Genomic DNA, 3,882 nt, shown 5'->3' on the forward strand with positions numbered 1-3,882 from the left:
CTTCCATGAAGAATTTGGCCCATAGCGCTTCCCTCGCAACATGGTGCTCGACCGTATCACCACACCGCGGGATCAAACACCTAGAAGCCGAGGCGCAGGGCCTCCGCCGCCCAGATCTGGTCCTCGCCCCAATCCACCTCGGGGTAGGGCAGGATCTTCCAGGCTTCCCGGGACATCGCCGAGTTGTTGTCGGAGTAGAAATGCATCGTCATCTCCCAGCTCTGACCGCCGGGGTAGAGGAAGCTCGGCAGGCCGCCGTCGCGATCGATCACGTCGGGGAGCAGCGCGAGGCCGTCGAACATCTCCTTCATGTCGCGGCGCGTGAAGGGATCGTGTTCGGGATAGGCCTCGTGTCGTCCGATCACCCCCGCGACGCGCGGGCTGCGCGCGAATCCGCCGATCAGGGCCGACAGCCAGTGCGAGTCTTTCGGACAGGCATCCTGGGTGATGATCGCGACGTAGTCGCCCTCTGACCGGGCGATCCCGAGATTGCGTGTCCGGCCATGCTGAAAATCCGACTTATCGATCGTCTCGACCCGGAATGGGCCGCCGCGCTCCCGGACGCGCTCCGCGGTGCCGTCTGTCGAGCCGCTGTCGATGACGAGCACGTCGTATGGAAATCGCAATTCTGGTAGGACAGCGCCTCGAGGACGCGGGTGAAGTCCGGGCCGGCATTGTAGGTCGGGATGAAGACCGTGGCACGGGTGCCCTTGAGCGAGGCGGGCGCGGGAAGCGTCGCAACGGAGACTGGTGTGTACCCGTTCTCGCCGAGCCGCTCCAAGAGGGGCGCCCTCCAATACGCGGGCGCTGCGTTCCCAGGAGGTTGCTTGCGTGAAGGCGAAGCTCCGCGCCCGTTGCAGGGCCTGGCGATCCGGATCGGCGGCGAGGCTCTCGATTGCGTCGGCGATGGCATAGGGCATCGGCCTCGCGAAGGTGACCTCGTCGTTCTCGAAGATCGCCCGGGTGCTCTCGGCGTCGATCTCGATGACCGGCAGGCCGCAGGCCATCATCTCCAGCGGAATCAGCGAGTAGTTCGTTGTTGAGAAGACCACCCCAAGGTCGCAGGAGCGGTAAAGCTCACCGAGCTCTTTCGGCGTCAGAATGCCGTGCTGGACATGCGGAAAGGCGTCGTCGAACTCGAGGTCTGCTTCGCCGAACAACTCGACCTGGAAAGAAAATCCGCGCTCTTGCAACAGAGCGAAGGCGGCGAAGCCGAGAGTGACCGCCGGACGCGGCGTGTAGCGGCGTGCATAGAAGGCGATGCGGAGCGGCCGGTCGGCGAGCGCGGGCAGCGTCTTTCCTGGAAAATAGACGTCGTGGTCCGCACAAAGCTCCCAAGCCTGCGCCCAGCCGCCCCGCGCCTGCATACGCTCGAGGAGCCAGGTCCCGGCACAGAGATTGGCGAACCCGAAATCGTAGGTGGCATCGGCGATCAGGGCGAGGTCCCCGGTGGCGTGGAAATAGGGCTCGAAGTCCTGGATCAGGTAGAAGCGTTCCTTGACGTTCTGCACCTGCGCCACCGGATAGGCGGTCCAACAATCCGTCGCGATGAGCACGTCGGCCGAGATCTGCCGCACGTCGTCCGGCAGGAAACGGACGTGGATGCGCGATCCGATCGGCCGATACCATTGCTGGATCAACCGCTTGGCCAGCGCCTGATAGGCGAAGTGGCTAGCATTCTGCAGCCAGAGGGTCTGGTGGTGTCCGAAGCGCTCAAGGCACTTGACGAGTCGGAAGATCGTCATGTGGCCACCAGTGCCACCCTGTGCGAAAGCCGGCAGAACCCAATGCACGTCGAGAGCTTCCGGATTGTAGAGCCGACTCATAGGCGCCACCGGCAGCGGCGGGCGGCGGGCGATCCGCGGCGTATCCCGCGGCCAGAGCGTCGCTGGCCAGCTGGCGCTGCTCTCGCGATCAGGCAGCCCTGAGACCGGAATCAGGCGCTCCCGTCGCTCGGTCATGTAGTTGCGCACCGCGTAGCCCGAGGCGCGCACGACCAGCGTCATAATCCGCTCCAAGGCGTGCGCGAGCGTCAGGTCGACCTGATCCGCCTCTTCCTCGAATCGATCGAGGGTCGTGAGTGCGTCGGCAAGCCGCGCCAGGCTTGCGGTCCGATACCAGGCCATCGACGCCGCTGGGTAGTCCGGCTGGAAGTTCGCATCGGCCGGAAGTCCGAGGACGTCGAGGAAGTTGCTGATCGCGCGGCTATTCTGCTCGGCATTCACGTATTCCCGGATCCGATAGAAATTGCGCGGATACAGGCAGCCGAGCTTCGGGTCCGCCGCGAAGCGCTCGAGGACCCATTCCACGAGCGCCTTCGATCCCAGGGTCTGATCGAAGAGATAGTGCCGCCACTCCGCGCCCCATTTGACGTGGGTGCTGACCTTGGTGTGCAGATGGAGAACGATGTTGAACGCGCGCCAGATGTCCTGGCACCCGACTAGCCCTACTTTGGCAGATTGAGGGAACGCGGGAGGTTTTTGCGGATTCGCATGCCACGGTCATGAGCGTGGGTGCGCGCGATGTCAGGTGCTGGCGGATGGCGTGACGATCTGGATCGATGGCTGCAGCCGTTCCTGGCGGGCCTGTCGCATTCGGCACGCCGGGCGATGTGCCCCCTCTACGTGGCCGGTCTGATCGGCCTTGGCGACCGCAAGAGCGTCCAGCCGATAGCGGCGCGGAACGATGGGGTTCCCTATGATCGGCTGCACCACTTCATCGCCGCCGGGATCTGGGATGAGGCGCCGCTTCAGCAGGCGCTTCTCTACGAGGCCGATCGCTTGGTCGGCGGTGCAGATGCGATCCTCGTCGTCGACGACACCGCCTTGCCGAAGAAGGGCAACAACTCGGTCGGGGTCGCGCCGCAATACGCCACCACGCTGGGCAAGACCGCCAACTGCCAGACGCTGGTGTCGCTCACGCTGGCGCGCGGCGAGGTGCCCGTGGCGGTCGGCCTGGCGCTGTTCCTGCCCGAGACCTGGACGGCCGACCCGGACCGGATGGCCAGGGCCGGCGTTCCCGAGGATCGGCGCGCAGCCCGCACCAAGCTGGAGATCGCGGTCACGGAGATCGATCGGGTCCGAGAGGGTGGCGTGCGCTTCGGCTGTGTGCTGGTCGATGCGGGTTATGGCTGCTCCGCCCCGTTCCGACAGGCCCTGAGCGCGCGGCCTGAGATGGGCCGTCGGGATTTCGGGACGCAACAAGGTCTACCCGGCCGACGTGGCGATGATCTTCCCCGTCTCGGGGCGTGGGCGACCGCGCCAGCGTCATGTGCCGGATCAGGTCTCCGTCGCGGCCGAGGCGATCCTGGCAGACATGACCGGCCGGTCGGTGACCTGGCGGCACGGGACCAAGGGTCGGCTGCGGGCTCGCTTCTGTGCGTTGCGCATCCGGATGGCAGACGGTCCGACGCAACGGATCGGTACACAAGGCAACCAGCACCTGCCCGGGGAAGCCGTCTAGCTGGTGCGCGAGGAGCGAGGAGCGAGGCTCGGGCGAGCGCAAGTTCTATCTCTCGAACCTGGCCGCCGACGCGACCCTCAAGCAGCTCGCCGCTACGATCAAGGCGCGCTGGATCTGCGAGCAGGCCCACCAGCAGATGAAGGAGGAACTCGGCCTCGACCACTTCGAGGGCCGATCCTGGACGGGACTGCATCGACACGCGCTGATGACGATGATGGCCTACGCCTTCCTCCAGTCCCGCCGCCTCGCAGCGGCGGGGCGGAAAAAAAAGAATCGCCTGCCCACCGCCTCAGCCCTCGATGCCGGCGATCCGACAGGCCATCCTGGATCACCTCAGTCGGCCACCACCGCGGCGATGCCCGCACTGTGATGCTGTGCTCAATCAACCACCTTGAGATCAATCTGCCAAAGTAGTGCTAG

Annotated in this window: 1 protein-coding gene and 2 pseudogenes; 1 reads left to right on the top strand and 2 read right to left on the bottom strand. The window is 65.5% G+C overall.

Going from position 1 to position 3,882, the window contains the following annotated elements; all coding sequences use genetic code 11:
- Nucleotides 1-80: 80 nt before the first annotated feature.
- Together ACLBWX_RS22980 and ACLBWX_RS22985 are read right to left on the bottom strand one after the other, a co-directional pair.
- The gene (locus ACLBWX_RS22980) at nucleotides 81-2,006 is read right to left on the bottom strand and encodes a rhamnosyltransferase WsaF family glycosyltransferase (RefSeq protein ID WP_447679219.1); all 1,926 of its coding nucleotides are present in this window, start codon (nucleotides 2,004-2,006) and stop codon (nucleotides 81-83) included.
- Nucleotides 1,989-2,432 (bottom strand): annotated as a pseudogene (locus tag ACLBWX_RS22985) (rhamnan synthesis F family protein); the annotation flags it as partial. The gene ACLBWX_RS22980 and the pseudogene ACLBWX_RS22985, both read right to left, overlap by 18 nt.
- A gap of 90 nt (nucleotides 2,433-2,522) precedes the next feature.
- On the opposite strand from ACLBWX_RS22985, the pseudogene ACLBWX_RS22990 reads away from it, so the two are divergent.
- Nucleotides 2,523-3,832: pseudogene (locus ACLBWX_RS22990) on the top strand (IS701 family transposase).
- Nucleotides 3,833-3,882 lie beyond the last annotated feature (50 nt).

It is taken from the genome of Methylobacterium sp. M6A4_1b, from assembly GCF_053345175.1.